This is a genomic window from Sporosarcina siberiensis, assembly GCF_042681925.1.
GTDB lineage: Bacteria > Bacillota > Bacilli > Bacillales_A > Planococcaceae > Sporosarcina > Sporosarcina siberiensis.
In genome coordinates, this window is the sequence record NZ_JBHUGI010000024.1 from 172,943 (window position 1) to 197,437 (window position 24,495).

A 24,495-nucleotide genomic window follows, 5' to 3' on the forward strand; every position below is an offset into this window, starting at 1 on the left:
GAGAGGATTAAGACTTTAGTTTTATTGGGAAGGATTGTTCAGTGTGAAAAAACTTAAAATCGGCGTAATATGTTATCCTTCCCTTGGAGGATCTGGAGTCGTGGCGACAGAGCTTGCTATTATGATGGCCAATAAAGGACATGAGATGCATTTTATTACTTCAGGTATGCCATTTCGATTTATTGAAGAACATACAAATATTTATTTTCATGAAGTTACGATAGAGGGGTATGCTGTGTTTAAATATCCGCCCTATGATATAGCACTTGCTAATCGAATTGCCCAAGTAATACTATCTGAAAACCTTGATTTGTTGCATGTTCATTATGCGGTGCCGCATGCAGTATCCGCGGCTCTTGGAAAAGACATGGCAAATTCAGATATAGGTGTAATTACAACTTTGCATGGAACAGATGTAACGATACTAGGACATGATCCTGGGTTGAAAAACACTGTCCGCTACGGAATCAACAAATCCACAATTACAACAGCGGTATCTGAATCACTTAGAATTGAAACGAATGAAATCATTAAACCGGATAAAGAGGTTCGCACAATTTATAATTTTATTGATGAAAAGAAATACATACCGGTTTATCCAGGAAATTTAAAAAAGGATCTTGGTATTAAACCACATGAGAAAGTCATTATTCATATTTCGAATTTTAGGGATGTAAAAAATATACCGGACATTATTCATAGTTTTAAAGAAATTAGTAAATTAGTGGATTCGAAGCTTATTCTTGTTGGTGAAGGTGAAGAAAAAGAAGAAATTAAACGATTGGTCATGGAAAGCCGTCTTCAAGAAAGAGTACTATTTCTTGGAAAGCGAGATGATTTACCAGAACTCTTGGCAATATCCGATCTAATGTTTCATTTGTCTAAAAAAGAGGCGTTCGGTTTAGTGTTATTAGAGGCCCTTGCTTGTGGTGTACCGTCTGTTGCTACAAACGTCGGAGGAATACCAGAAGTAATTGAGGACGGTATAAACGGCTTTCTCGTACCTTATGGAGATGTGAATACAGCTGTAGAGAAAGGCTTACTATTACTACAAGATGAAGAACTTCATGCAACTTTTAGGAAAAATGGATTTCAGACAGCAAAAGTGAAGTTTCCATCCTCTAAAATAGTGGAACAATATGAACGTTTATATTATGAAGTGGCGGGAGAAAAATGACACTATTTTATAAAAGAGAACCAGGTTACGGCGTCCTATGTCGACTTGAGGAAGCGGGTCATGAGGCTGTATTTGTCGGAGGTGCAGTTCGGGACCATTTGTTAAATAGGGAAGCAACCGATATTGATATTGCAACTTCTGCCGAACCAGAAGAAGTGAAAAAGGTTTTCCCACATACTTTTGATGTCGGAATAGAACATGGTACGGTTCTAGTTGTACTTAAAGGTGAGCAAGTTGAAGTGACAACTTTCAGAACTGATGGCAAGTATACGGATCATCGTCGACCAGATGCAGTTAAGTTTGTAAAATCACTTACCGAAGATTTAATGCGCCGAGATTTTACAATTAATGCACTTGCGATGACAAAGGATGGAAAACTACTCGACCCATTCAATGGAAGATTGGATATGGAAAAGAATCTTATACGTGCGGTTGGCGACCCTGTGGAACGTTTCAAAGAAGATGCTCTTCGCATGATGCGTGCAATTCGATTTTCATCAACTTTAAACTTCTCAATTGAAAAGAAAACGTTTCAAGCGATTATGAGCGGTGGGGCACAATTAAGCCATGTTTCAGTTGAACGTTTGAAACTTGAATTTGATAAACTTTTTATGGGTATAAATCCCTTGAATGCCTTCAACTATATGGAAAAATCATCATTGAATTTATATTTACCTCTTTACCCAAAAGACAACACAGCACTCATAGAAATTCTTCCATTTAAAAGTCCTAAAGAAGGTTGGGCCTATCTTGCGATTGCCGGTGGATTTTCTACAACAAACATAGTAAATGCTTATAAATTATCCAAACAAGAAAGAAAATATATTAGTTCTGTTCAAGATGTGTATGTAAGAAGACTACAAAACGCATATACAATCGATGATTATTATTTATTTGACATAGATGTTATAAAAATCGCTGAAAGAATTTACAATTCCTTTTACAAAGATGAAATCGCTATCTCCGAAGAAACAATTGAGATGAATAAAAATTCATTACGAATTCATTCGATTGCCGATATCTCAGTTGATGGTACGGATTTACTGGATTGGACTGGCCTTTCAGGAGGAAGATGGACCGGTGAATGGATTAGTAAAATTGAGAAAGCAGTCTTGTACGGTGATTGTCAAAATGAAATAAGTTCTATAAAGGAATGGTTTATTAATGAATTTAACAGCAAAAGATGAGTTGTTGAAACGATTATTTGAAGCTAATGGTCAGCCTGTTTCAGGACAAGAAATCGCTGATCAATTTGGATTGTCTAGAACTGCTATTTGGAAGTACGTAAAAGAACTGGAAGTAGACGGTTATGAAATTGGTACGGTTCGGAAAAAAGGCTATTTTTTAATAACGGTACCGGATAAAGTGAATGCTGCAAATATAAAAAAACACTTGAATACACAAACTTATGGTCAAACGATTCACTATTATGAAACGCTTGAATCGACCCAATTTATTGCTCATGACGAAGCTCAGAATGATGCGCGAGATGGAACACTTATCATTTCAGAAGAGCAAACGTTAGGAAAAGGAAGAATGTCTAGGCCATGGAATTCCGCCTATGGTAAAGGCATCTGGATGAGTCTCATTGTACGTCCAAATTTAGCTCCCCATCAAGCTCCACAAATGACGTTAGTGGCTGCGGTCGCAGTAACACGGGCGATTGAGGAAATTACTGGAATTCATCCAGACATTAAATGGCCCAATGATATTCTTATAAACGGAAAAAAAGTAACAGGTATTTTAACAGAACTTCAAACAGATCCTGATCGTGTAAAGGCAATCATTCTTGGTATCGGCATAAATGTAAATCAGTTTCCAGATGATTTCCCGGTTGAGTTATCAACAATTGCAACTTCGTTGAAAATTGCAATTGGCAGTGAAGTAAACCGTGCAAAATTAATTGCAAAAGTACTGGAATTTATAGAACAATATACGAAAATCTATGAAACGCATGGATTTGCTCCCATTAAATTACTTTGGGAAGGTTATTCCAACACTGTAGGAAAACAAATACGCGCGGTTATGCTAAATGAAGTACTTGATGGAACTGCAATTGGTATTTCTGATGAAGGCTTATTGAAAATTAGGTTAGACGATGGAACGATTCGTGGCATTTATTCCGCAGATATTGAAATTCAGAAATAATTATTATACATTCAATGGACATATTGGTATAGTAGTCTAACTAGGTAGTATCAATTTTGAACTACACTAGAGAATTATATTGGTCATGAACTAAATAATAAATTGATCTGCCTTGATCTAAAGCAAAAGACAGGGACGGAAGAAACCATCTAATGATGATTACGCAACCCTTCTGTCCATTTTTTTGGATAGAAGGGTTTTATTATTGAGTTTTTTAAGAAGAAAGTCTAACCAAATACGTTTACGGGGGATCAATATGAAAACAATCTATACAATACAAATGTTGCAACATTCTTTAAATCAATTTAAGAAAGAAGACAAAAAAATTGGTTTTGTTCCTACGATGGGATTCTTGCATGAAGGCCATCTAGCACTTGTGGAAAAAGCAAAACAAGAAAATGATATTGTCGTTATGAGTATTTTTGTCAATCCAGCGCAATTTGGTCCCGGAGAGGATTTTGATGCCTATCCACGTAATACTAAAAGAGATATGGAGCTCTCCAAGAATGCGGGTGTAGATATTCTATTCGTTCCCGAAACAGTGGAAATGTATCCGACAAATGGTGGCATTCGTATTTTACCAGGACCACAAGCAACAAAACTTTGCGGAGCATCAAGACCGGAACATTTTGACGGTGTACTAAAAGTAGTCTTAAAACTATTTAATATTGTTGATCCTGATCGATCCTATTTTGGAATGAAGGATGCACAACAGTTCGCGATTATAGAGACCTTTATTAGAGATTTTAATTTACGAACGGAATTAGTCCGTGTCACAACGGTTCGTGAAAAAGATGGTCTTGCTAAGAGCTCGAGAAATGTGAATTTATCTGAGACTGAACGTCTTCAAGCACCGGAAATTCAAAAAGCACTTCAAAAAGGGCTGGAATTATTTAGAAATCAAATTCCTGTTAATGAGATTGAAACGGAAGTAATTAAACATATAGTTGCTAATACTTCAGGCGGTATAGACTATGTATCGTTATTGTCTTATCCGTCATTACAAGAACTTAATGAAGAAACTGAAGAGGCGATTCTTGCATGTGCAGTAAAATTTGAAAATACACGTTTAATTGATAATATTATCTTTTCTACAAAGGATGAGTAAAATGTTAAGAATGATGATGAATAGTAAATTACATCGAGCAACTGTAACTGAGGCCGATTTGAATTACATTGGTAGTATTACGATTGACAGTGACTTGCTCGATGCCGCAGGAATGCTTCCCAATGAAAAAGTACATGTTGTAAACAATAATAACGGAGAACGTTTTGAAACGTATATTATTGCAGGTCAAAGCGGGAGTGGCGTTATATGTGTGAATGGTGCTGCTGCTAGACTTGTTCAAAAAGGGGATATTGTTATTATCCTTTCCTATGTTTACATGTCAAACGAAGAAACACAAATACATGAACCGACTGTTTTAATCATGGATGAGTCAAATAAAATTTTGCAAACAATTACTGAAACACCTTTCACAACCGTCATTTAAATACTTGATAAATGGATGTTGTAATCTGAATATACTCGGATTTCAGCATCCATTTTCAAAAAACAACTAGTTGCAACTTACATCTAGAAACTGTGTTCAAATGGGGCTTAAACAAAGTTAAATGTGTTACAATTTAAATAGCATTTATAACAGGAAGTTGTTGATTGAATGGATACGAAAACGTATGCGGTTGTCGATCTCGAAACGACAGGGCATTCTTCGATTAAAGGAGATCGGATTATTCAAATCGCGATTGTGTTTATTAAAAACGAGGAAATTGGTGAAAAGTACGTCCGATTTGTTAATCCAGATCAAAAAATACCTGCATTTATCCGTCAATTGACGAATATCTCAGATGAAGATGTAAAAGATGCGCCGTACTTTGATGAAATTGCAGCTGAGGTAGCAAAACTACTTGAGGGAACCATTTTTGTCGCACATAATACTGATTTTGATTTGTCGTTTTTACAATCGGAATTTAAAAGATGTGGGATTGCAGAATGGTTTGGTCGAGAAATGGACACTGTAGAGCTTTCGAAAGTCCTATTTCCCACTGCTTCAAGTTACCGATTACAAGATATTGCAGAAGAGCTAGGTATTCCGCTTGCAGCTGCACATAGGGCTGACGATGACGCAGAAGCGACGGCTCATCTTTTTCTAGCTTGCAATCGGAAATTAGAAATGTTACCAGAAGACACACTTAACCTTCTGCATCGTCGGTCATTTTATCTTAAATCCGATTTATCAACGCTCTTTCATGAATCTTTAAAACAATCACGTAAAAATCGTCCGATAGACATTTCCAGCTTTAGGGGTATCCCGTATCGTAAAATTAAAGTTTTGGAAGATCGGAATTTTGAACCGTTAGATTATCCCGTAGCAGATGATTTGAAAGTTGTACTTTTAGAAAAAGGTTTTCCTGAATTTGAACGAAGAGAACCACAATTTAGATTTATGGACACGGTTTGGAAGACGTTTGATGAACAATCAGAAGTGGTTGTTGAAGTACCAACGGGAATTGGTAAAACGATGGCCTATTTATTACCAGCTGCAATTCGGTCAATTGAAACAGGAAAACCTGTAGTCATAAGCACATTTACAAATCATCTTGTGGACAAAATAAAAGGTGATGAGCTTGATCGATTAAGGTTGATTCTTGGTACTAAAATTCATGCAGTCGTCTTAAAAGGAATGGAGCAATACATTTCGCTTGGTAAGTTTGAGGAACTGCTTAGAATAGCTGATGAGTCTTATGATGAGACATTGACAATAATGCAAATATTAATTTGGTTGACTGAGACCGTGACAGGTGACCTAGAGGAACTGAATGTCTCTGGGGGTGGACAATTATTTGTTGACAGGATACGAAAAAGGTCGAATATAATTCCAGCTGATGAACAAGAGGCGGACTACCATAGTATTTTAATGCTAAAAAGCATTCATTCGAACTTAATCATTACGAATCATTCAATGCTCCTTGCAGACTTAAATCGTGAACAAAAGCTGTTCACTTCTCTTGGAGGTTTAGTCGTTGATGAAGTACATCAATTGACCCATATAGCAACCCGAGTAAATGAGAAAGTTTTTTCATTTACTAATTGGAAGTATACAATGGGGCAAATTGGTTCAGATGCAGAGGGGCAATTATTGCAACAAATTGATGCTCTTAATCATCGATTGAGTTCTACATCAACGCATATTAAGCGTCGTTTGGATGCTTCTTTTGCCATATTTACGGACGTTTTTGATAAAGCCGTTGGTGTAATGGCTTTTTATAACTTACCAACGAAAGAAAGAAAACGTGATAATCGCGTTGTGTATTCACTTTCAGGTATAAAATCGATGCAATCCTACTTTGAAAATGTTGTAAGCGCTATGTCTGATTATGTTGACAATGCAAATGCATTAACGAATAGTTTATTAATCCATCAAGATAACATGACGCCAAATGAACAAGCTTTATTATCAGAGTGGATCTATTGGATAAGAGAAATTAAAATTAAAGCAGGCGAATGGATTGAAATATTTCTTGAGGATGACCCTGAAAACTACATTGTCTGGGTTGAAAAAGATAAGCGGAGCCTACCGGGTAGCTTAACAGTAAGTAAATATCCATTAGATGGATCCACGGTAGTTAGGAAGTTTATCAATAGGATGAAAGATGAACAAACAGGAATTGTTTGGACCTCTGGAACTGTTTCAATTAAAGGGAATGCGCGATTCATTCCAAACCAACTTGGAATCAATCCACAGGTTCCCCTTTTAACTTTTGATGCGCCTGAGCATTTTTATGAAGGGGCCGAAATATATATCGTTGACGATATGCCTGGTATCCAACAAGTATCACAAAGCGATTATGTGGAAGCTGTTGCTGATGCCGTTATTCAAACGACAATGGCTACTGGTGGAAGATTATTCGTCTTATTTACATCTCTAGATATGCTTAGAAAGACACACGACCTAATTGTTGAAAGTGAACAATTAAATGAATATGCGCTTTTTGCCCAAGGAATTACTTCGGGGAGTCGGATGAAATTGTTGAAGTCATTTCGCCAATTCGATAATTCAGTTCTTTTTGGAACGAATAGTTTTTGGGAAGGCGTTGATGTTCCAGGGGATGCGCTATCAGCTATAATTGTTGTGCGTTTACCGTTTTCATCACCAGATAACCCAGTTTTCAAAGCTAAGAGCGCAAAATTGACAGCACAAGGCTTGAATTCTTTTGCAGAGTTTGCCTTACCTGAAGCGGTGATGCGTCTTCGGCAGGGATTTGGAAGGCTTATAAGATCATCTGCAGATAAAGGATTTTTCATAGTACTAGATAGAAGAATTGAAACGAAATCATATGGACATCAATTCATTGAGTCACTCCCAGACGTTCCAGTAAAAAAAGTATCGCTGCAAGTAATGGTGAAAGAACTCGAAGATTGTTATAATATAATGGAGTGACTGAGAAGGTATGTCCAGTGACCGGTAACAAAAAATGCATGATTTAAATTACAGGATGTGACTGCTTATGCTTAATTGGATTAAATTTTTTTCCGTCTTTTTTTTGGCACTAACATCCGTCATCGTCGTCACCATCTTTACAAGTGCTTATAAACCCATCGCTTCAGTAAAAACATCAGCAATTGAAAAGGCAATTCAATCTGAACAAATAGCGGAAGCCGAGTATGCACAACCATATAACGGGATTCAAACATTTGTTACGGTTTTTGGCTTGGATTCAAAAGGCGAACAGAAAGCTGTCTTTATTGATGAAAATAAAAAAGAAGCTTCTTTTGAAGAGGTTAAGCTAACCGATGGAATTTCGTCGGATGTAGCAATTGAGATGGTTTCTAAGGAGCTTGATATTAAAAAACTGCTACATGTCAAGTTGGGGTTGGAAGAAGTAGGACCAGTTTGGGAAGTAGCTTTTAAAAATGAAAATGACAAACTTAGTTATGTCTATGTTTTATTTGAAGATGGACAGTGGTGGAAAAGAATATTGAATTTATGAGGAGTGAATAATTAATGAGAACATTAGCTTCGAGAGTTAGTACATTATCACCATCTACAACACTTGCAATTACTGCCAAAGCGAAAGAAATGAAGGAATCCGGAATCGATATTATCGGTCTAGGCGCAGGAGAACCTGATTACAATACTCCAGATAATATTTTACAAGCTGCTTATCAATCTATGTTAGAAGGGAAAACAAAATATACTCCTTCTGGTGGACTTCCTGCACTAAAAGATGCAGTTATTGAGAAATTTAAGAAAGATCAAAATTTAACATATGGGCGAAAAGAAATAATGATTGGCATTGGTGCAAAACACGTTTTATTTACATTATTCCAAGTAATACTTGATCCAGGCGATGAAGTAATCATTCCAACTCCCTATTGGGTGAGTTATCCTGAGCAAGTTAAACTTGCCGGAGGAGTCCCTGTACATATCGAAGCTACAGCTACTTCACAATTCAAAGTAACTGCTGAACAAATAGCAAATGCAGTTACAAGCAAGACAAAGGCAGTCATAATAAATTCTCCTGGAAATCCAACAGGTATGATTTATTCAAAGGAAGAACTTCAGACAATTGCTGATGTTTGCTTGGATAAAGATATTTGGATTATTTCTGATGAAATTTATGAAAAACTTATTTATGCCGGACAAAAGCATGTTTCAATTGCTCAGCTTTCAGATGATGCCAAACAGCGTACATTAGTTATCAATGGTGTATCTAAATCACATTCAATGACTGGCTGGAGAATTGGATATATCGCTGGTGATCAGGAAGTTGTCAATGCAATGACAGACCTTGCGAGTCACTCTACATCCAATCCAACAACTACTTCTCAGTATGCTGCAATAGAAGCTTATAACGGCACTCAAGACACAGTAGAAGTAATGAGGTCAGATTTTGAAACGCGACTCGATAGAATATATCCTCAACTTTCGAAAATTCCAGGTTTTAATGTCATAAAACCACAAGGGGCATTCTACTTACTACCAGACGTATCAGAAGCAATGGCAAAGACTGGCTTTGATAATGTCGATGATTTTGCTGAAGCACTTTTGTTGAAGGCCAATGTTGCAGTGATACCAGGTTCTGGATTCGGTTCGGATAATACAATTCGTCTCTCGTATGCAACGTCGATTGATTTACTAGAAGAAGCAGTTCGTAGAATTCATGCGTTTGTTAAAGAGAATTGGATTAACGGATAACAAATTAAAATGATTGAAAAACAATAGGAGGCAACTATGAAAACAATTATGATACAAGAAATGCCAGACCATTTAGGAGAAACAGTTCGAATTGGTGGATGGCTTGCGAACAAACGCTCAAGTGGTAAAATTGCATTTTTACAATTACGTGATGGTTCAGGTTTTGTACAAGGGGTTGTTGTTAAAGAAATAGTAGGTGAAGAACTATTTGCTAAAGCACGCTCGATTACTCAAGAAACATCATTGTATATTACAGCGGAAGTAACAGTTGATGAACGCTCTAGTTTTGGTTTTGAGCTTCAAGTTAAAGATGTTGAAATCATTCATGAAGCAGTCGATTTTCCAATCACTCCGAAACAACATGGAACTGAATTTTTAATGGATAATCGTCATTTATGGCTTCGATCACGAAAGCAACACGCCATAATGAAGATACGCGATGAAGTAATCCGTTCGACGTATGAGTTTTTCCACTTGAACGGATTTACAAAAGTAGATCCACCGATATTAACGGGATCTTCTCCCGAAGGTACATCGGAACTTTTTGAAACGAAGTATTTTGATGAAAATGCTTATCTCTCTCAATCAGGTCAATTGTATATGGAAGCTGCTGCAATGGCTCTTGGGAAAGTATTTTCATTCGGCCCAACATTTCGTGCTGAAAAATCCAAAACTCGTCGTCACTTAATCGAGTTTTGGATGATTGAACCTGAAATGGCTTTTGTTCAATTTGAGGAAAGTCTAGAAGTTCAGGAACAATTCATTACTCATATTATGCAATCGGTTATACAAAACTGTTCATTGGAACTTGAAAGACTTGAGCGTGATGTATCTAAATTAGAAAAATATAAAGCGCCATTTCCACGTGTTTCTTATGACGATGCAATTACGTTTTTAAATGAAAATGGTTTTGATGACATTACATGGGGTGACGACTTTGGGGCACCACATGAAACTGCGATTGCAGAACACCATGATATGCCTGTTTTCATTACTCATTATCCAATTGGCATTAAGCCGTTTTATATGCAACCACATCCTGACAGAGATGACGTTGTTCTCTGTGCGGATTTAATTGCACCAGAAGGGTACGGAGAAATCATCGGTGGTTCTGAACGGATTTATGATTACGAATTAATGAAACAACGCATTAAGGAACATAATTTAGACGAATCTGCTTATGCATGGTACTTAGACATTTGTAAATACGGTGCAGTACCTCATTCAGGATTTGGTCTAGGATTGGAACGTACAGTTGCTTGGATTTCTGGTGCTGATCATGTACGTGAGACAATTCCGTTTCCGCGATTATTAAACAGATTGTATCCTTAAAATGTATATTATTTAAAAAAGTGATTCAAATATAATGCTGAAGAAGATTGACATACATGTGAAAAATGTATGTCAATTATTCTGATTTCAAGGGCAGGTAAAACCTTTGACAGTTTTTTGAATCCATAAGTAAAGGGAGGAGTTCGGACATGCAACACGAAGATCGTCTCCGAATTTGGATTGAGCAGGGGAATGTTAACATTTCTTTGCTTTTATTTCAAAATTATAAAAGTCTTGGAATTAGTGATTTAGACGCAATGCTAATAATGCATATGACTGCCTTTAAATCAGTAAATAATGAATTTCCGACACCTGCAGATTTCTCGAGTAGGATGAATCTTACCGAAAATGAAATATCGATGATTTTACAACGATTAATGCAACGTGGTTTTCTTCGAATTGAGCAAAGTCAGGATGCGAATGGTGTATTACATGAGAAGTTTTCACTTCAGCCTTTATGGGTTCGACTAACAGATAAAATAAGTATTGTTGTAGAAGAATCTGAAGAGAAGACTCAAAAAGAAGCTGAAGGTGAAATTTACAAGCTTTTCGAACAAGAATTTGGACGGTTTTTATCGCCTATGGAAAGTGAATCTATTTCCATGTGGTTAGATGTAGACGGACATTCGGTTGAAATTATTCGAGCAGCTTTAAAAGAAGCGGTACTTGCTGAAAAGATGAGCCTTCGATATATTGACAGAATTCTGTTTGAATGGAAAAAGAAAAACGTTAAAACATTAGCTCAAGTTGAAAGTACCTCTAAAAAGTTTAGAAGTGTTGGAAATCGTCCGGTTCAACAAGAACGGGCAGAGACTGTAAAACGGGTGCCATTTTATAACTGGTTAGAAGAACGGGATTAGGGTGATTGTATGTTGACGAAAAAGTTATGGGAATATAGCCTAGAACAATTTGGAGAGATGTTTCCTGATGCACATTGTGAATTAGTTCATGAAAATCCATTTGAATTACTTGTTGCAACTCTTCTATCTGCTCAGTGCACAGATGTACTTGTGAACCGTGTAACGGCTGAGCTATTTAAAAAGTACAAAACACCAGAAGATTACCTAGCAGTTGAAGTTGAAGAATTAGAGCAGGATATTCGTTCGATTGGATTGTTTCGAAATAAAGCGAAAAACATTCAAGGGTTAAGTTTACTACTAGTTGAGGAGTTCAACGGAGAGGTTCCAGCAAATCGTGATGTATTAATGACTTTTCCAGGTGTTGGCCGGAAAACGGCGAATGTTGTTGTGTCAAATGCATTTGGCATACCTGCGCTTGCAGTCGATACTCATGTTGAACGTGTGGCAAAACGTTTGGGAATGAACAGGTGGAAAGATTCACCACTTGTCGTTGAAGAGAAAATTATGAGATGGACTCCTAAAGAAAATTGGACAGATACTCATCATCAGATCATCTTTTTTGGTCGTTATCATTGTAAAGCCCAAAATCCAGGGTGCGATATTTGTCCGCTGTTATCGATTTGTAGAGAAGGTAAGAAGAGGATGAAAGTTAGTGAGGTCTAAAGGTGACTATAATAAATATGGAACAACTGTCTTCATTTTTTGAACAATGGGATTCTGTAAAAGAGAGCATTGAAACCTATTATGCAAAGCGTGATAAAGAAGCAGTGGTGTTAATGAACGAAGCGATTTACGCGTATATGAATCTTCTCCAAACGGGTGGAACAGAAAAGAATCAACGTACTGGAGAATGTGAATATATCCTTTTGCCTTTAAACGGAGACGAACGCATCGACTTTATCAAAAAACGTATTGCGAGTCATTATTCTTATATTCAGCTAGACGCTTTATTTTTGGAATCAAAGAAAAAAGCAGCTCGTTATTCTGTCATGAAAAGGAAAAGCTGAAGTCTTAACGCTATTTAGCGTAGGACTTCAGCTTTTTTTGATTTAAGGTTGACCATCTTCAGTCGAATCATTTACGGAACCGTCATTTGGGTCATTATTATCGTTATTATTGTTATTTCCGTTATTTTCATTATTCTCGTTACTTCCGTTATTATTATTATTATTATTATTGTTGTTCTCTTCAGGATCTACCTCTTCAAGATCTTCTTCATCTTCAATTTCCTCTTCAGGAATTTCTTCTTCAATTATTTCTTCTTCAACTTCTTCAGGCTCTTCAATTCTAAGCTCAACAGAAGTGGGTGAACTCTCCAAACCATCAACGGTTGCTACTACTGAAAATGTATACGTGACCCCAAGTTCTACTCCGTTAAAGAGTGTACTGAAATCTGTTGTTCGAGTCATTTCTTGTCTTTCTCCACCATTGACGCTTGCATAAACGATAAATTGAATATCTCCATCAATAATATTGAAATCAGCACCCGTATGTGACCAGTTTAACGAAACGGATTGTTCTTCTTCATTATAGTCTGCAGTTAAATTGTTTGGTGCATCCAGTTCCAATTCTTTTGCAACTAATTCAGGGAGACTTCCTTTAACAAAGAGTTCGGTACGTTTCATATTCTGAGGAGTTGAATTACTAGCCAACATCAACGGATTTGAACGATAAACAATCGTTGCTGATTCTACAGAAGGCGGTTGTTGGAATTTTGCCGTTTCCTTTCCATTAGAAATCGACGACATAACTTGTTTAAATAAATCTTGTGGAACAAACCTCTCACCTTCGTAGGTCTCCATTGGGGTACGGTCTTGGTAACCTGCCCAAGTTGCAATTGTATAATTAGATGTGTATCCTGCAAACCAAGAGTCTTTTGCATCACTGGAAGTTCCTGTTTTACCAGCAACATCCAACCCTGGAATTGCTGCTCTTGTGCCTGTTCCACCTTGTCTCAGAACATCTCTTAATATATCTGTTATCATATATGCAGTTGAATCTTTCATAGCTACTTCTGCATCAGGGGCCATGTTTTTCACAGTCTTACCATCCCGATACGTAATCTGTTTAATCGTGTGCGGTTTTGTATATACCCCATTATTTCCAAATGCTGCATAAGCACCTGCCATTTGAACTGTTGAAAATTCATCGGCACCACCTAGTGCATTGGATGGATAGTCATTTGTGTATTTTAAACCCAATTTTTCTGCAAAACCGAATGCTTTTGCGCGACCAACTTCTTCAAATGTTTTAACGGCAGGAATATTTCGTGATTTATAAAGTGCTTCACGAATGGTCATTGGGCCTTGGAATTTATTATCAATATTATTCACAGGTTTATCGTCGAGACCTATATAATTATACGGTTCATCTACAACCGTTTGACCTGTTGACCAATTTAAGTATTCAATTGCCGGACCATAATCGAGGATTGGCTTAATGGATGAACCGGTTTGACGTTTTTCATCAATCGCAAAGTTCCAAAAACCAGTTGAAAAATTACGACCTCCTCCAACCGCGATGATTTCACCCGTTTTTGTATTTAGTACAGTCATTCCAGCTTGCATTTTATCATTTTTATAAACATCTGACCGAATTGCATTTTCAACAGCAATTTGTGCATCGGGATCGAGTGATGTTTGGATTTTTACACCATCTGATAAAATATCAAGCAATCCTGCAGCTTCTAATTCATCCCGAACGATATCTAAGTAAGCTGGATATTTGGTGTTATCGTTTGCTTGTCTTTCCGCTTCAGGGATTAGGCTAGCCGTTACCGGTATTGCTTTCGCGGCTTCCATTTCTTCTTTTGTAATCTTTTTATGCTGAACCATTAATCCGAGTACAATATTACGTCTTGTTTCGGCACGTTCAGGATTTCTGAATGGATTATAACCATTTGGACTTTGCGGCATTCCTGCCAACATGGCGATTTCATTTAACTCAAGTTCTTTTAGTTCTTTACCGAAAAAATGTTTCGATGCAGTACCTATTCCATAAGTCGAGCCTGACATTAAAATTTTATTGAAATACATTTCAAAAATTTCTTCTTTTTCATATTTATTTTCCAACTGGAAAGCTAGCCATGCTTCTTGTGCTTTTCTCTTCAGCGTTTTATCATCTTGTAGGAAAGAGTTTTTAATTACTTGTTGTGTAATTGTACTTGCTCCTTGAGAACCAAAACCGCTTTTAAAGTTTGCGAGAACCGCACCACCCAGTCTGTAAAAATCCATCCCGTTATGTTTGAAAAAACGAACATCTTCTGTTGCTAGAATAGCTTCTCTTACGGTGTCAGGTATTTGGTCGTAAGGGACGAATTCGCGTTTCTCTGTACCTGATTTGTAAAATACATCTCCATTTATATCTAAAAATTCGGATGATAATGGAACTTTTAATAATTCTTCATCGAGTTTGGGTGCGGTGCTTGCATAAAAGGCAAACAAACCACCTCCGCCAATCAGTCCAGCAAGTCCTACGAATAATAGTATAAAAAAGATTCTCTTTATAATGCTTTTGCCTTTAACAGGTTTTTTCTTTTGCTTTCTATTTGCTTCTTTACTCTTTCGAAGTTCAGTTCTTGACTTAATAGTGTCGCTCATTGTTATTCCTACCTTTCGATCTTATCATCATATAATTTCATAAGTGTTTCCACTGCATTTAAGTAATCAAGTCTTGGTATATAGCCAGGTTGGACTTCGACGGAAGTGTTTTCAAATTCGAGTAATGTAATTGACTTTCTTCCTCCTGCTTTCATTCTGTCCCATTTTCGTTCAACCATTTCAAAAGGAACTATAAAGTATCGCTCTAAAGTTGTAAACTTAATTATTAAAAATGCAAATCCTCCTGCATTCGTAACGTTTTGCATATGTTGGATTTGATGTTCTTTAATGTTATTCAACGGGAAAGAGGTTTTAATTTTTGTTTCTTTCGCTTCAAAATCTACATATATTCCTTTCCACACACCATTATAATCTGTTGTTGAAGGGGTACCAAAATAGGCTTCTGTAATTCGAGCCGCACTTCGTGCTGGGTAACTTACTTTTACTACTTGAACAGGTACAGGTTTTTTATGGATGACAGCGATGCCTCTGCTTAAATAATAATCGTTGGATTCGTTCAGTTCATCTTCTAATGATTTTCCTCGATTACTAAAGGATGGATTCTTGAGTTTTTGACTTTTCGATGTTCGAACAGGTACATACTTCTTACCGTTCGGATAGCGTATAGTCATACATATCACCTCGCATTTTACTATCATACCATATGAATTAGACGAATTAGTACTTAGGAAGTTTCTAATAAAATCACTAATATTCAATTCGGTAGAATATACGTTCCTAAGAAATGGTGAATTCAATCAAACTCTGATAAAATAAAGTATATATGGAAGGGTGTCGACAATGAACTTAGAAGAAAAATGTAGAATACTCCTAATGGTTTGTACGGAATGTCTCGATCGTCATACACAAATGAGGGAACTCGATAGAGAACCTGACTTTTTTATAGAAGTTAAACCTTATGCAGATAAATATCATATATTACTTGATGAATGGTCTGAAGAATCCTATGCGTGGGTAAAAGCAGCAAAACCGAAATACGTACATCCGGTGCAAATAGATGCACTAACGGATTCAATGAAACAATTTATCGTACAATCCTTTTATAAGAAAACAGGATTGAAGCGTTTTGTGCTTTCAATACGGTCAGCAGAATATACATTGAAAACATTCCTCGATGCACTTGAAGAGGAGGCAAGAGTTAATGACGAGTTCCAATGATTCCATTCGAACTGCACTTGAAAAGTTTAAATCGGATCCTGTTCTTTCAAAGAACATCATTCACTCGAGAACAATTGAAGGAAAAAAGGCATCTTATACAAAATTCCCTAAAGAACTTCACTCATCCATTATAAAAGCGTTATCGGCGAAAGGAATTGATAAATTATACAGCCATCAGCGTGAAGCTTTTGATCTTGCTTATAGTGGTCATTCCTTTACCGCAGTAACGCCAACCGCTTCAGGTAAATCGCTTTGTTATCATTTACCTGTTTTACAAAGTATTTTAGAAGATGAATCTTCAAGAGCCATCTATTTGTTTCCTACAAAAGCACTTGCACAAGACCAATTAGCAGATCTTCATGAATTAATTGAAGCAAGCGAGGAATCCATATTAAGCTATACGTTTGACGGAGATACTCCGCCGGGTATACGTTCCAAAGTAAGAAAATCGGCGCATATTGTACTTACGAATCCTGATATGTTGCATTCAGGAATTTTACCACATCATACGAAGTGGGTTTCGTTATTTGAAAATCTGAAATATATCATTATAGACGAATTACATACGTACAAGGGTGTTTTCGGAAGTCATGTGGCGCATGTTATTCGTAGACTTAAGCGGATATGCAACTATTACGGCAGTGATCCGGTCTTTATTTGTACGTCTGCCACGATCGCAAACCCTGTAGAACTTGCGGAATCTTTAACAAATTCTAAAATGGAATTGATTTCAAATAATGGTGCACCGGCAGGGAAAAAGCATTTTATCTTCTATAATCCACCCGTCGTTCATCCAACGTTTGGAATTCGACGTAGTGCAGTGCTGGAAGTTAGGGATATTGCTTCTATGCTCTATTTAGAAGGTATTCAAACAATTATTTTCGCAAAAAGTCGAGTTCGTGTAGAAATGCTCGTTACTTATATGAAGGAATTGACAAAGAAAAAGTTATTTGATGAAACAGTAATGGGTTATAGGGGAGGTTATTTACCTTCAGAACGGAGAAAGATTGAAAAAGGATTACGTGAAGGTTTAATTCGAACGGTTATTAGCACGAATGCATTAGAACTTGGAATAGATATCGGTCAGTTGCAGGCGTGTGTCATGACCGGCTATCCCGGAAATATTGCTAGTGCTTTTCAGCAAGCTGGACGAGCAGGAAGACGGCAAGACGAGGCATTAATTGTTTATGTCGCACAATCTGTTGCACTGGACCAATACATTATCGAGCACCCTGATTATTTACTGGGGCAGTCACCGGAGGAAGCACGAATTCACCCAGACAACATGTTTATTTTAATGGATCATTTAAAATGTGCTTCTTTTGAGTTGCCTTTTTCCGTTTCGGAGAGATATGGTGAATTTGAAGTTCAGGAATTACTTGCTTTTTTAGAAAGTGAAGGTGTATTAATTCGAACGACAGAAAAATGGCATTGGATGACGGATCGATTTCCAGCGAGTGATGTTAGTCTTAGATCCGCGGCACAAGAAAATGTAGTGATCATCGATCGAACGCATCCAAAAGAAACGGTAGTAATCGGTGAAATGGATCGTTTTAGTGCAATGACTTTACTTCATGAGGAAGCAATTTATATTCATCAAGGCACGCAATATCAAGTTGAGAAGTTGGATTGGGAAGAAAAGAAAGCTTTTGTTACTGAAGTAGATGTAGATTACTTTACGGATGCTAATTTAGCAGTAGAGCTTAAGGTAATGAGTGAAGATGAAAAGAAAAGTCTTGGTGACAGCGAAGTAACATATGGCGATATTGCTGTTCTAGCAATGCCAACAATTTTTAAAAAAATAAGGTTTACAACTCATGACAATATTGGTTCCGGACCGATTTCGTTACCTGCTGTGGAATTACACACGTCCTCAACCTGGCTTTCTTTTCAAGTCCCAGAAGGTTGGTCGGAGGCGGGGTTAACAGATGCTATGACGGGAGCGGCTTATGCCATTCAATCTTTCATTCCACTTTTTGTTCGTTGCGATCGTATGGATATTCATGTTGTTCCACAAGTAAAAGCGGTTCACACAAATCTTCCAACATTTTATATTTATGATAGTTATCCAGGTGGTATTGGCCTCTGTGAAAAGATTTACAGTAGGTGGGACAGCCTTTTAAATGAAGCGGCTAATCATGTAAAAACCTGCTCTTGTGAAGTGGGATGCCCTGTTTGTATAGGAGCACAAGAAGCCGGTATGAATATGAAAAACAATGTTCACTTACTTCTCCAAGCTTTGGCAGGAGGAGGAAGGGAATGTCATATGAACTAAAGTTAATGCAAATGAAGAAGTTATTGAAAAAAACAACGAACAACTCAATTGAGGTAGAAAAGATTGTAAAAGCAAGCGCACCTTCTTATGAAGAAAACTGGTTAGCGGCTGGACTAACTAAAACTGAAAATGTTCATGGAATTGTATACGAACGTACGATACTGTACGATAGCAATTATAAACATGGCGATGTTTTACTCTCGAAATTAAATGCAGCGGTGAATATGTGGGAAAACTTTGGCGAAGAACATCCGCTGTCTCCGAAAATTTTAAATAAACTTGTTTTCTTTGATACGGAAACAACAGGGCTCAAAGGTGCTGGAACACTAATTTTTCTATTAGGATTTATTGAACAAATTGGAAGTTCTTTTAAATTGACTCAATATGTTCTGCCAGGGCCTGATCATGAACCTGCTTTTCTTTATGCTTCTAAGTTTTGGGAAAAAGAGAAAACAGTTGTTACGTACAATGGCAAAAGCTTTGATATTCCTATGCTTGAAACGCGTTGGACTATGAATCGTAAAGTGCTTCCACCGTTGTTAAAGCATGAACAAATTGACTTGTTACATGGTTCCAGACGTATATGGAAAGATGAAATCGGTGCGTTTAAATTAACTATAATAGAAGAAGAAAAATTAGGATTTTATCGTGATGGGGATATTCCAGGGCATTTAGCTCCAATTATTTATCAAGATGCGGTAAAAAATGGACGGGCAGAAGTTCTGATGAAAGTTCTTACACATAATGAATGGGATATCCTTTCTCTCGTTGCTCTTTACATTCGGTCTACAGAGTTATTGCTGGGTGGGAATGACTCTGAAAATGCAACTACACATACGAATATCGGTAAATGGTTTGCAGATTTAAAAAACTATAACCGAAGTAGGCATATATTTGAAAATGTAATTGATGAATACGGGACAGATCATCCAATAACACATTTTCATTTTGGATTTATTATGAAAAGAGATCAAATGTATGAAAAAGCAGTCTTTTCCTTTAAAATTGCGGCTGAAAAGCTATCAGGGCGTCAACGAATAATTGCTTTGGAGGAATTGGCAAAGTTATTTGAGCATAAACTAAAGAACTTGGACCTGGCACTTATGTTTACAAAAAAAGCGATAGGGTATATTTCATCTGATACAAAGTTAACGAAGAAATTCAGAGCAAGCGCCGATTTTGAGTTTAGGAAAAGGGAAATTAGAATATTGCGGAAACTATTTCCCGGGGAAACGCAGTAAACGACATATGTCATTAAAATTGCTATATAAAAAGACAAATTCAATCAATATATGGTATACTTCAACATAATGTAAACATATATGGAAGGACGATTTCATGGACACAAAGTTAGATACAAAAACAATTCTTGAAAAAGAATTTAAAACAGGATTAAGAGGTTACAATCAAGAAGAGGTTGATTTATTTCTTGATGATGTTATTCACGACTATCAAACTCATAAAAACAAAATATCTGAATTACAAAATGAAAATATGAAATTAAAAGAAGAATTAGCAGAAGCTAAAAAACGACCATCTGCAGGCAGTGCAGGTACAACGAACTTCGACCTTTTGAAAAGGATTTCAAATCTAGAAAGACATGTCTTTGGAAGTAAGCTTTACGACCAAGAATGATTTTGTAAATAGTATATTGATGTAATCATTGAAATTCAGACGAATGTAATGTATACTGGTTAAACCATAGTGTAGATTTAGGTAATCGCTGCAACGCTTGACGTTGTAGAGGAAAGTCCATGCTCACACGGCTCTGAGATGACCGTAGTGTTCGTGCTCGGCTAAAAAATAAGCCGTGGCACCGTATAACATACGGTGACGGCGGGAATAACGTCTACGTCTTCGGATATGACGGAGGTTTCCTGAAAAGTGCCACAGAAACGTAGCCAACTTGGAAACTGGTTGGATGGAACGCGGTAAACCCCACGAGTGAGAAACCCAAACTATGGTAGGGGCACTCTTCCGAAGGAAATGAACTTAGGAAGGGACAGACATTGTCTGTAGATAGATGATTACCACCCTAGTACGAGGCGCAAGCTGTTTGAGTACACAGGAACAAAACATGGCTTATCGAATTTCCTATGGTTTTAATGTTAAAAGCTAATGCTCTCCTAACTGATGGGGAGCTTTTCTTTTTGTAATGAAGAAAAAATTTAAACTACATTCATCTACCTTTTCACATTAATAGTTCGAAGTCGTTTAAAGAACGTAATTTATAGTAACGTCTTAAATCGGTTTTGAATTTTTTAGAATGGATAACTATAAATAAGATAATAGAAGACACTGAAAACATTGGAAATAATTAAGGTGTTTTTGTTGATATATCAAAGAGTGAATCGACTATAAAACATATTAAAGATATTACCTCTCACTGAATTACTAAAGCAATGCACAAGGGAATTTCACTGTCCATTTTTCTGTGTTTTATTTTATACAACCTAACTTCTTGGATGAGGTTATGGGTATACTAGAAAGGCATAATTTTAAAAGATATGATTTGTAATGTGGCCAAAGAGGCTATTTTATGAGAGCGCCCGGAATAGAAAACTAAATAGTTATATTGAAATGATGGATTTAATTGGATAGGAGTGGAATAATTGATGGAGAAATTTAAATTAGTAGCAACAACAGCGATGGGTCTTGAGTCGATTGTTGCAGATGAAGTAAAAGCACTTGGTTTTAAAACAACTTCAGATAATGGGAAAGTATATTTTGAAGGGGATACTGCTGCAATAGCTAAAACGAATATGTGGCTTCGTGTAGCAGATCGAGTCCGTATTATTGTTGGAGAATTCCATGCGGATACATTTGATGATTTGTTTGAACAAACGAAAGCAATTCGTTGGGAACAATTCTTATCTGTAGATGCTGCATTCCCTGTTGCAGGAAAATCGGTTAAATCAATCTTGTATAGTGTACCTGACTGTCAAGCAATTGTTAAAAAAGCAATCGTAGAACGGTTGAAAATTGCATATAATAGAACGGGATTCCTTGATGAAACAGGGCCATTGTATAAATTGGAAGTATCAATTCTAAAAGATAAAGTAACACTAACAATTGACTCCAGTGGAGTTGGACTTCATAAGCGCGGATACCGAGTTGGCCAAGGAGATGCACCATTAAAAGAAACGATGGCTGCGGCCCTAGTTAAATTAACACGATGGAATCCAGACCGTCCTTTCATTGATCCGGTATGTGGATCAGGAACAATCGCGATTGAAGCAGCAATGATTGGGCAAAATATTGCACCAGGTACTAATCGTGACTTTTTGAGTGAACAATGGCCATGGATGGAAACGAGTGTCTGGGAGCAAGTTCGAGAAGAAGTAGAAGATGTTGCAAAACGCGATCTTATTCTTGATATAACCGGATCTGATTATGATCCAGAGCTGATACGAATTGCACAGGGAAATGCTGCGCAAGCAGGTTTTACTGGTTTAATTAATTGGCAAGTACAGGATCTGCGCGATTTAACATTAAATGGTTCCAATGGAGTAATGGTTGGAAATCCCCCTTATGGTGAGCGACTTGGTGAATTAGAAGATGCGGAACAGCTCACTCAGGATTTGGGACAATTGATGAAGAAATATCCATCTTGGTCAGTCTATATGTTATCCTCACTTGAAAATTTTGAGGAAATGTACGGTAAAAAGGCGACAAAGAAGAGGAAGTTATTTAACGGATTTATTCGTACTGATTTATATCAATATTGGGGTAAACGCAAATAAATCATATGCACTAAAGAAGGTACTCGCTTCTTTTGCCTGTAAAATAGGAAGGGGTTCCACATGAAAAGAAAGATGCCATTCCCGTTATCCAAAGAAAAATCATTTTATGACTCATTAAATGATTGGATTGGAGATACGCTGTACGATGATTTAACTGAAAAGGGATTTGAATCCCGTGATGAACAAATTTACATGGCTTTTCAAATTGAAAAAGCATTAAAAGATAAAAAAGTATTATTTGCAGAAGCCGGTGTAGGAACTGGAAAAACGATTGCATATCTTTTACCAGCTCTAGCATATGCACGTTATACAGGAAAACCAGCACTTATATCTTGTGCAGATGAAACGTTAATTGATCAGCTTGTAAAAGAAGATGGCGATATTAAGAAAATTAGTGAAGCTTTAGGGCTTGATATAGATGTTCGTCTTGCAAAAGCAAGGAGCCAATACCTGTGCTTAAAGAGACTTGATGAAGTAGGTAACAGAGTGGATGATGAGTATATTGAAATATTGGAAGACCGATTACCGGATTTCGTCTATGGTTCAGGGTCTTTACAATCGATTTTCCCTTATGGAGATCGTTCGGATTACCCAGAACTAAGTGATGAAGAATGGAATACGGTGAATTATCATCCAATCCAACAATGTACGGCATGTGATTTGCGTAATCGTTGTGGTCAAACAATTCATCGGAACCATTATAGAGATTCCCTAGAACTTGTTATTTGTTCTCATGATTTTTACATGGAACATATTTGGACAAAAGATTCACGCGTTCGACAAGGCCAGCTGCCATTATTACCCGAGGCATCTATGATTGTATTTGATGAAGGTCATTTACTGGAGTATTCTGCTCAACGTGCACTCACATATGAAGTACAAAATAGTACGTTACTCAATTTATTAGAACGAGTTATGGTTGATGGAGTTCGCGAAGAGACTTTGCAGTTAATGGAGAGACTTATTGATACACATGAAGAATTTTTCGTTTTACTTGATGTGTATGCTGATACTACGGATAATGAGCGAAAAGGAATTGAAAAAGCTCCTTCTCTTTTAGAAGTTGGTAATGAAGCAGTTAAAATATCAACAGCTCTTCTTGAAGAATTTGTTTTTGAAGGTGAACTATTTGTCATTCCTGAATATGATTTGAAAATGGTAGAAGAATACCTTGATCAATATATTTATTCAATGGAACTCTTTACGACTAAGGTTGATGCAGTGGATTGGTTAGAGTCTCCTGAAGGTGAAACGACACTTGTTATTATGCCTAGGCTTGTAACAGACATTTTAAGAGAAAAGTTGTTTTCATCAAATACACCAATTGTATTTTCATCTGCTACGTTGTCGATTAAAAAAGACTTTTCTTATTTAGCTAATGGACTTGGTATTCAGGACTTTTTATCGTTTTCCGTGGATTCACCGTTTGATTATGAAGAGGTAATGGAAGTATTTGCACATAATCTTGCTTCTGAAGAAAAGGCTAATCAAGCACTTGAGTTAATCAAAGATGGGGATCAAACGCTTATTCTCTTTAAATCAGAGCTGATGATGCGTCGGTTTAAGGAACAAGTTCCTGATGATATGAAGGACCGAATTTCTTTTGAAGGAGAACGTGAACTTTCTTCTATGATCAAAGATTTCCAACAAAAGAACATTCAAGTTTTATGTTCATATCACTTGTGGGAAGGATTAGATATACCACAGGATGCACTAACTCGTGTGATTATTCATGACCTACCTTTCCCGCCAAAGGACCCTCTTTTTGAAGCGAGACGAACGCATGCAGAAGATCCGTTTAAAGAAGTAGATTTACCATTCATGCTCCTTAGGCTGCGACAAGGTGCGGGACGCTTAATTCGAACGTCAGAAGACTCTGGGACGATTCATCTTTTGTTGGATGATGAAGAACAGAAAATGACGAAAGAAATTGAATCGATTTTTCCTGTAAAGATGAAAATTACGGTTTAATAATTATAAGT

20 protein-coding genes and 1 other RNA gene are annotated in these 24,495 nt (G+C 36.9%); 19 read left to right on the forward strand and 2 right to left on the reverse strand.

All coding sequences use genetic code 11. The features are described 5' to 3' along the window. Window positions 1–43 precede the first annotated feature (43 nt). From bshA to ACFSFY_RS08875, 12 genes are all read left to right on the forward strand, one after another. Complete coding sequence (gene bshA / locus ACFSFY_RS08820; protein WP_381537257.1) at window positions 44–1,177, forward strand: N-acetyl-alpha-D-glucosaminyl L-malate synthase BshA; 1,134 nt, start codon at window positions 44–46, stop codon at window positions 1,175–1,177. After that, window positions 1,174–2,364, forward strand: a complete 1,191-nt coding sequence (locus ACFSFY_RS08825) for a CCA tRNA nucleotidyltransferase (RefSeq protein WP_381537259.1) — start codon at window positions 1,174–1,176, stop codon at window positions 2,362–2,364. The genes bshA and ACFSFY_RS08825 overlap by 4 nt, the downstream gene beginning before the upstream one ends. Further along, window positions 2,342–3,325 carry a biotin--[acetyl-CoA-carboxylase] ligase gene (locus tag ACFSFY_RS08830; protein ID WP_381537261.1) on the forward strand — a complete coding sequence of 328 codons (984 nt, stop codon included), beginning with the start codon at window positions 2,342–2,344 and terminating at the stop codon, window positions 3,323–3,325. The genes ACFSFY_RS08825 and ACFSFY_RS08830 overlap by 23 nt, the downstream gene beginning before the upstream one ends. Window positions 3,326–3,581: 256 nt before the next feature. After that, window positions 3,582–4,433 carry a pantoate--beta-alanine ligase gene (gene panC, locus ACFSFY_RS08835; RefSeq protein ID WP_381537263.1) on the forward strand — a complete coding sequence of 284 codons (852 nt, stop codon included), beginning with the start codon at window positions 3,582–3,584 and terminating at the stop codon, window positions 4,431–4,433. A gap of 1 nt (window position 4,434) precedes the next feature. After that, window positions 4,435–4,818, forward strand: a complete 384-nt coding sequence (gene panD / locus ACFSFY_RS08840; RefSeq protein WP_381537264.1) for an aspartate 1-decarboxylase — start codon at window positions 4,435–4,437, stop codon at window positions 4,816–4,818. Between the two features lie 168 nt (window positions 4,819–4,986). Continuing rightward, window positions 4,987–7,767, forward strand: coding sequence for an ATP-dependent DNA helicase DinG (dinG, locus tag ACFSFY_RS08845; protein ID WP_381537266.1), 2,781 nt, complete (start codon window positions 4,987–4,989; stop codon window positions 7,765–7,767). A 67-nt stretch (window positions 7,768–7,834) separates the two neighbouring features. Continuing rightward, window positions 7,835–8,317 (forward strand): cell wall elongation regulator TseB-like domain-containing protein, encoded by a 483-nt coding sequence (locus ACFSFY_RS08850; protein ID WP_381537269.1) that lies wholly within the window; start codon window positions 7,835–7,837, stop codon window positions 8,315–8,317. Between the two features lie 14 nt (window positions 8,318–8,331). Continuing rightward, entirely contained in the window at window positions 8,332–9,525 is a 1,194-nt protein-coding gene (locus tag ACFSFY_RS08855) for a pyridoxal phosphate-dependent aminotransferase (protein ID WP_381537271.1), read from the forward strand. A 36-nt stretch (window positions 9,526–9,561) separates the two neighbouring features. After that, window positions 9,562–10,857 (forward strand): asparagine--tRNA ligase, encoded by a 1,296-nt coding sequence (gene asnS, locus ACFSFY_RS08860; protein ID WP_381537273.1) that lies wholly within the window; start codon window positions 9,562–9,564, stop codon window positions 10,855–10,857. Window positions 10,858–11,006: 149 nt separating this feature from the next. Then, window positions 11,007–11,717, forward strand: a complete 711-nt coding sequence (locus ACFSFY_RS08865; protein ID WP_381537274.1) for a DnaD domain protein — start codon at window positions 11,007–11,009, stop codon at window positions 11,715–11,717. A 9-nt stretch (window positions 11,718–11,726) separates the two neighbouring features. Further along, on the forward strand, window positions 11,727–12,380 hold the full coding sequence (nth, locus tag ACFSFY_RS08870; protein WP_381537276.1) for an endonuclease III: 654 nt from the start codon (window positions 11,727–11,729) through the stop codon (window positions 12,378–12,380). Window positions 12,381–12,382: 2 nt separating this feature from the next. Beyond that, window positions 12,383–12,724, forward strand: a complete 342-nt coding sequence (locus tag ACFSFY_RS08875; protein ID WP_381537278.1) for a YpoC family protein — start codon at window positions 12,383–12,385, stop codon at window positions 12,722–12,724. Window positions 12,725–12,766: 42 nt separating this feature from the next. Here ACFSFY_RS08875 and ACFSFY_RS08880 read toward each other — a convergent pair whose 3' ends face one another. Next, on the reverse strand, window positions 12,767–15,316 hold the full coding sequence (locus tag ACFSFY_RS08880; protein ID WP_381537280.1) for a PBP1A family penicillin-binding protein: 2,550 nt from the start codon (window positions 15,314–15,316) through the stop codon (window positions 12,767–12,769). A gap of 8 nt (window positions 15,317–15,324) precedes the next feature. After that, entirely contained in the window at window positions 15,325–15,948 is a 624-nt protein-coding gene (recU, locus tag ACFSFY_RS08885; protein ID WP_381537282.1) for a Holliday junction resolvase RecU, read from the reverse strand. A gap of 169 nt (window positions 15,949–16,117) precedes the next feature. Between recU and ACFSFY_RS08890 the strand changes: the two genes are divergently transcribed. The 7 genes from ACFSFY_RS08890 (at window position 16,118) to ACFSFY_RS08920 (ending at window position 24,484) form a co-directional block, all read left to right on the forward strand. After that, window positions 16,118–16,495, forward strand: coding sequence for a YppE family protein (locus ACFSFY_RS08890; protein WP_381537283.1), 378 nt, complete (start codon window positions 16,118–16,120; stop codon window positions 16,493–16,495). Beyond that, window positions 16,479–18,770, forward strand: a complete 2,292-nt coding sequence (locus tag ACFSFY_RS08895; protein ID WP_381537285.1) for a DEAD/DEAH box helicase — start codon at window positions 16,479–16,481, stop codon at window positions 18,768–18,770. Before ACFSFY_RS08890 ends, ACFSFY_RS08895 begins: the two co-directional genes overlap by 17 nt. Further along, complete coding sequence (locus ACFSFY_RS08900) at window positions 18,755–20,011, forward strand: ribonuclease H-like domain-containing protein (RefSeq protein WP_381537286.1); 1,257 nt, start codon at window positions 18,755–18,757, stop codon at window positions 20,009–20,011. The genes ACFSFY_RS08895 and ACFSFY_RS08900 overlap by 16 nt, the downstream gene beginning before the upstream one ends. A 97-nt stretch (window positions 20,012–20,108) precedes the next feature. Continuing rightward, a complete protein-coding gene (gene gpsB / locus ACFSFY_RS08905; RefSeq protein ID WP_381537288.1) occupies window positions 20,109–20,405 on the forward strand; it encodes a cell division regulator GpsB in 297 nt (98 codons plus the stop codon). 73 nt (window positions 20,406–20,478) lie between these two features. Next, window positions 20,479–20,860: RNase P RNA component class B (gene rnpB, locus ACFSFY_RS08910), an RNA gene on the forward strand. Window positions 20,861–21,385: 525 nt separating this feature from the next. Further along, window positions 21,386–22,513 carry a THUMP domain-containing class I SAM-dependent RNA methyltransferase gene (locus tag ACFSFY_RS08915; RefSeq protein WP_381537290.1) on the forward strand — a complete coding sequence of 376 codons (1,128 nt, stop codon included), beginning with the start codon at window positions 21,386–21,388 and terminating at the stop codon, window positions 22,511–22,513. Between the two features lie 60 nt (window positions 22,514–22,573). After that, window positions 22,574–24,484 (forward strand): ATP-dependent DNA helicase, encoded by a 1,911-nt coding sequence (locus ACFSFY_RS08920; RefSeq protein ID WP_381537292.1) that lies wholly within the window; start codon window positions 22,574–22,576, stop codon window positions 24,482–24,484. Window positions 24,485–24,495 lie beyond the last annotated feature (11 nt).

What these genes read in the sequence shown, in the direction of transcription:
- ACFSFY_RS08830 (WP_381537261.1), top strand. Translation starts at nt 2,342, where the DNA reads ATGAATTTAACAGCAAAAGATGAGTTGTTGAAACGATTATTTGAAGCT.
- ACFSFY_RS08900 (WP_381537286.1), top strand. Translation starts at nt 18,755, where the DNA reads ATGTCATATGAACTAAAGTTAATGCAAATGAAGAAGTTATTGAAAAAA.
- recU (WP_381537282.1), bottom strand. Translation starts at nt 15,948, where the DNA reads ATGACTATACGCTATCCGAACGGTAAGAAGTATGTACCTGTTCGAACA.
- nth (WP_381537276.1), top strand. Translation starts at nt 11,727, where the DNA reads ATGTTGACGAAAAAGTTATGGGAATATAGCCTAGAACAATTTGGAGAG.
- panC (WP_381537263.1), top strand. Translation starts at nt 3,582, where the DNA reads ATGAAAACAATCTATACAATACAAATGTTGCAACATTCTTTAAATCAA.
- ACFSFY_RS08865 (WP_381537274.1), top strand. Translation starts at nt 11,007, where the DNA reads ATGCAACACGAAGATCGTCTCCGAATTTGGATTGAGCAGGGGAATGTT.
- ACFSFY_RS08880 (WP_381537280.1), bottom strand. Translation starts at nt 15,316, where the DNA reads ATGAGCGACACTATTAAGTCAAGAACTGAACTTCGAAAGAGTAAAGAA.
- ACFSFY_RS08890 (WP_381537283.1), top strand. Translation starts at nt 16,118, where the DNA reads ATGAACTTAGAAGAAAAATGTAGAATACTCCTAATGGTTTGTACGGAA.
- ACFSFY_RS08915 (WP_381537290.1), top strand. Translation starts at nt 21,386, where the DNA reads ATGGAGAAATTTAAATTAGTAGCAACAACAGCGATGGGTCTTGAGTCG.
- gpsB (WP_381537288.1), top strand. Translation starts at nt 20,109, where the DNA reads ATGGACACAAAGTTAGATACAAAAACAATTCTTGAAAAAGAATTTAAA.
- ACFSFY_RS08920 (WP_381537292.1), top strand. Translation starts at nt 22,574, where the DNA reads ATGAAAAGAAAGATGCCATTCCCGTTATCCAAAGAAAAATCATTTTAT.
- dinG (WP_381537266.1), top strand. Translation starts at nt 4,987, where the DNA reads ATGGATACGAAAACGTATGCGGTTGTCGATCTCGAAACGACAGGGCAT.
- ACFSFY_RS08825 (WP_381537259.1), top strand. Translation starts at nt 1,174, where the DNA reads ATGACACTATTTTATAAAAGAGAACCAGGTTACGGCGTCCTATGTCGA.
- ACFSFY_RS08895 (WP_381537285.1), top strand. Translation starts at nt 16,479, where the DNA reads ATGACGAGTTCCAATGATTCCATTCGAACTGCACTTGAAAAGTTTAAA.
- panD (WP_381537264.1), top strand. Translation starts at nt 4,435, where the DNA reads ATGTTAAGAATGATGATGAATAGTAAATTACATCGAGCAACTGTAACT.
- ACFSFY_RS08850 (WP_381537269.1), top strand. Translation starts at nt 7,835, where the DNA reads ATGCTTAATTGGATTAAATTTTTTTCCGTCTTTTTTTTGGCACTAACA.
- asnS (WP_381537273.1), top strand. Translation starts at nt 9,562, where the DNA reads ATGAAAACAATTATGATACAAGAAATGCCAGACCATTTAGGAGAAACA.
- ACFSFY_RS08855 (WP_381537271.1), top strand. Translation starts at nt 8,332, where the DNA reads ATGAGAACATTAGCTTCGAGAGTTAGTACATTATCACCATCTACAACA.